Genomic DNA, 2,893 nt, shown 5'->3' on the forward strand with positions numbered 1-2,893 from the left:
CCCGAGCGTGCGGGGCTGGCCTTGGCGAGCAGGGTCTTGAGATCGGCGAAGAGATGGCGCCGCGAGGCAACCGTGTGGGTAAAGGCCATAGTGCGTCTCAGTCGGCGGGGGCGGCCACGGGAGCCGGCACTTGTGGCCCGCTGCCGGCCAGGTCGCCGTGCGCGACCTGGTGCCGCCCGCGCCAGTGGTAGTGCGCATAGCCCACGGCCAGCACGCCGGCATAGAGCAGCGCGATCAGCGGGTTGAACCAGATCATGGCGCCCAGCGAGACCACGGCGCCGGCCAGCGCGATCAGCGGGAAGACCGGGTAGAACGGCGTGCGGTACGGCCGCGCCATATCCGGCGCGCTGCGCCGCAGGCGGAACAGGCTGGCCATGCTGAACAGGTACATGGTGAGTGCGCCGAACACCGACATGGTGACGATATTGGCGGTCAGCGGCTGGCCGCCGATGGAGATGAAATCATCGCTGTAGATGGCCAGGATGCCCACCACGCCACCGGCCAGCACGGCACGGTGCGGCGTGGCGAAGCGCGGGTGCACGCGCGCCAGCCAGCCGGGCAGGAAACCGGCGCGCGCCAGCGCGAAGATCTGCCGCGAATAGCCCAGGATGATGCCGTGGAACGACGCCACCAGCCCGAACAGGCCGAGCCACACCAGCATATGCAGCCAGCCGGAGTTGTCGCCCACGATCATCTTCATTGCCTGCGGCAGCGGATCGTTGATATTGGCCAGCCGGGTCCAGTCGCCGGCGCCGCCGGCAAACACCATCACGCCGATGGCGAGCAGCACCAGCGTGACGATGCCGGTGGTGTAGGCGATGGGAATCGAGCGGCGCGGGTCGCGCGCTTCTTCCGCCGCCATCGCCACGCCCTCGATGGCGAGGAAGAACCAGATCGCGAATGGGATCGCGGCGAACATCCCAGGCACCGCCGCCAGCGAAAAGCCATCCTGCCCGGCCCAGCCGCCCTTGACGAAGTTGGCCACCGAGAAGCCCGGCGCCACCACGCCCATGAAGACCAGCAGCTCGAAGATGGCAAACAGCGTCACCACCAGCTCGAAGGTGGCCGCAATGCGCACACCGATGATATTGAGGCCCATGAACACAATATAGGCGCCCACCGCGGCCGTTTTGGGATCGAGCCCCGGAAACTGCACATTGAGGTACGCGCCGATGGCCAGCGAAATGGCCGGCGGCGCGAACACGAACTCGATCAGCGTAGCCAGCCCCGCGAGATAGCCCGCGCCCGGCCCGAATGCGCGATAGGCGTAGGCAAAAGGCCCGCCGGCATGCGGGATGCTGGTGGTCAGCTCGGTGAAGCTGAAGATAAAGGTGGCGTACATCGTGGCCACCGCCAGTGCCGTGACCATGAAACCAAGCGTGCCGGCGCTGGCCCAGCCGAAGCTCCAGCCGAAGTACTCACCCGAGATCACCAGCCCCACGGCGATGCCCCAGAGCTGTACGGTGCCCAGCGTCTGCGTCAGGGTCTGGGCGCCACCGGACGAAGGGGAGGACGAGGGCGGCGATGCGTGGGGCTGGCTGGACATGGCTAGGGTTTCTCCGGGGCGGTTTGCCACCGGCGGTGCATTGCCTTGGCGGTGGCGTTTCCGGCATCATCGCCAAAACCGTACGGGCAGCGTTATCGAAAATCGGCAGCATTGCCTTGGACCCGTGCAAAGACAGCAGACAAGGCCACCCCGCGGGTGCCGGCGCAGCGGATGCGGCACCCCGGTGTTGGAATGGAACTTGCAAGAGAGACGCTTTGCACCGAATGCCCCCATCTTCGCCATGAGCGCTACGTTCGATCGCAGCACCGACAGCAGCAGCAGCGCCGGCCGCCACGGCATCTTCCGCGTCACCGCCGCGCACGATGCCGACGAGCACGCCAGCAACCTGTCGCGCTGGAACCAGACCTACGACCAGCTCTCTCCCGGCCACTTCGCCGGCGAGGTCCGCGAGCTATGGCTGCCGCATGCGCAGGTATTTATCGAGCGCACCAACCGCAGCCTGCGGCAGTCGTGCATGGCCTGGCCCGACGCGATGTGGTTCGGCGTGCCGCTGCCCTCGGTCCATGCCCCGGCCACGGTGGGCGGGATTGCCATCGCACCCACGGCCATTGCCGTGCGGCCCGGAGGCGCCGAGTTCGAACTGCGCACGCCGGAGGATTTCGGCATCTTTGGCATCGTGGTGGAGACCGCCGAGTTCGCCCGCTACATGGAGGAAGTGGAGCATCGCGACCCGGCCAGCGTGCTCGGCCAGCGCGAGGTGCTGTCGGTCCAGCCATGGGCACGCGCACGGCTGTGCCGCGCGCTGATGGAGATTCTTTCCGAAGCCGCGGGCCACCACGCGATGGATGTAGCCGACAGGGCCGACCCGGCGCTGTTTTGCGGCGACCTGCAGGAACGGCTGCTGGGCAGCCTGGTGACCCTGCTGATGGCATCCAGCGACAGCGCGCAACGCGCCACCGTCACCCACGTCAACCGCCAACGCACCGTACAGCGCATCCGCGACTACCTGCTGGCCCATGCCGCGGACCCCATCACCGTGCCGGACCTGTGCCGACATTTCCACCTGAGCCGGCGCGCGCTGCAATACTGCTTCGAAGACGTCGCCGGCATGTCGCCCGCCGCCTACCTGCGCGCCCTGCGCCTGAACGGCGTGCGCCGCGACCTCAAGTCCGGCAACGGCCACCGCACCGTGTCCGACATAGCCGGAGCCTGGGGCTTCCATCACCTGTCGCAGTTCGCCCAGGACTACCGCCGTATGTTCGGTGAACTGCCATCGGCGGCCCTGCGCGGACCAACCGGGCAAAGCCGCCCGAACTAAACAACGAACGCAACAAACGCCGGCCACCAGCCACGCAATGCGAAGCGAGCCCCCCACGCGATGCGAAG

2 protein-coding genes and 1 pseudogene are annotated in these 2,893 nt (G+C 67.6%); 1 reads left to right on the forward strand and 2 read right to left on the reverse strand.

Annotated features, from left to right (window positions below; translation table 11 throughout):
- Together CF70_RS37260 and eat are read right to left on the reverse strand one after the other, a co-directional pair.
- A pseudogene (locus CF70_RS37260) lies at window positions 1-89 on the reverse strand (hypothetical protein); the annotation flags it as partial.
- Between the two features lie 8 nt (window positions 90-97).
- Window positions 98-1,546, reverse strand: coding sequence for an ethanolamine permease (eat, locus tag CF70_RS01980; RefSeq protein ID WP_035859603.1), 1,449 nt, complete (start codon window positions 1,544-1,546; stop codon window positions 98-100).
- Between the two features lie 241 nt (window positions 1,547-1,787).
- Between eat and CF70_RS01985 the strand changes: the two genes are divergently transcribed.
- Entirely contained in the window at window positions 1,788-2,825 is a 1,038-nt protein-coding gene (locus tag CF70_RS01985) for a helix-turn-helix domain-containing protein (protein WP_035859615.1), read from the forward strand.
- Window positions 2,826-2,893: the final 68 nt, after the last annotated feature.

It is taken from the genome of Cupriavidus sp. SK-3 (assembly GCF_000611145.1).
Classification (GTDB): domain Bacteria; phylum Pseudomonadota; class Gammaproteobacteria; order Burkholderiales; family Burkholderiaceae; genus Cupriavidus.

What these genes read in the sequence shown, in the direction of transcription:
- eat (WP_035859603.1), bottom strand. Translation starts at nt 1,546, where the DNA reads ATGTCCAGCCAGCCCCACGCATCGCCGCCCTCGTCCTCCCCTTCGTCC.
- CF70_RS01985 (WP_035859615.1), top strand. Translation starts at nt 1,788, where the DNA reads ATGAGCGCTACGTTCGATCGCAGCACCGACAGCAGCAGCAGCGCCGGC.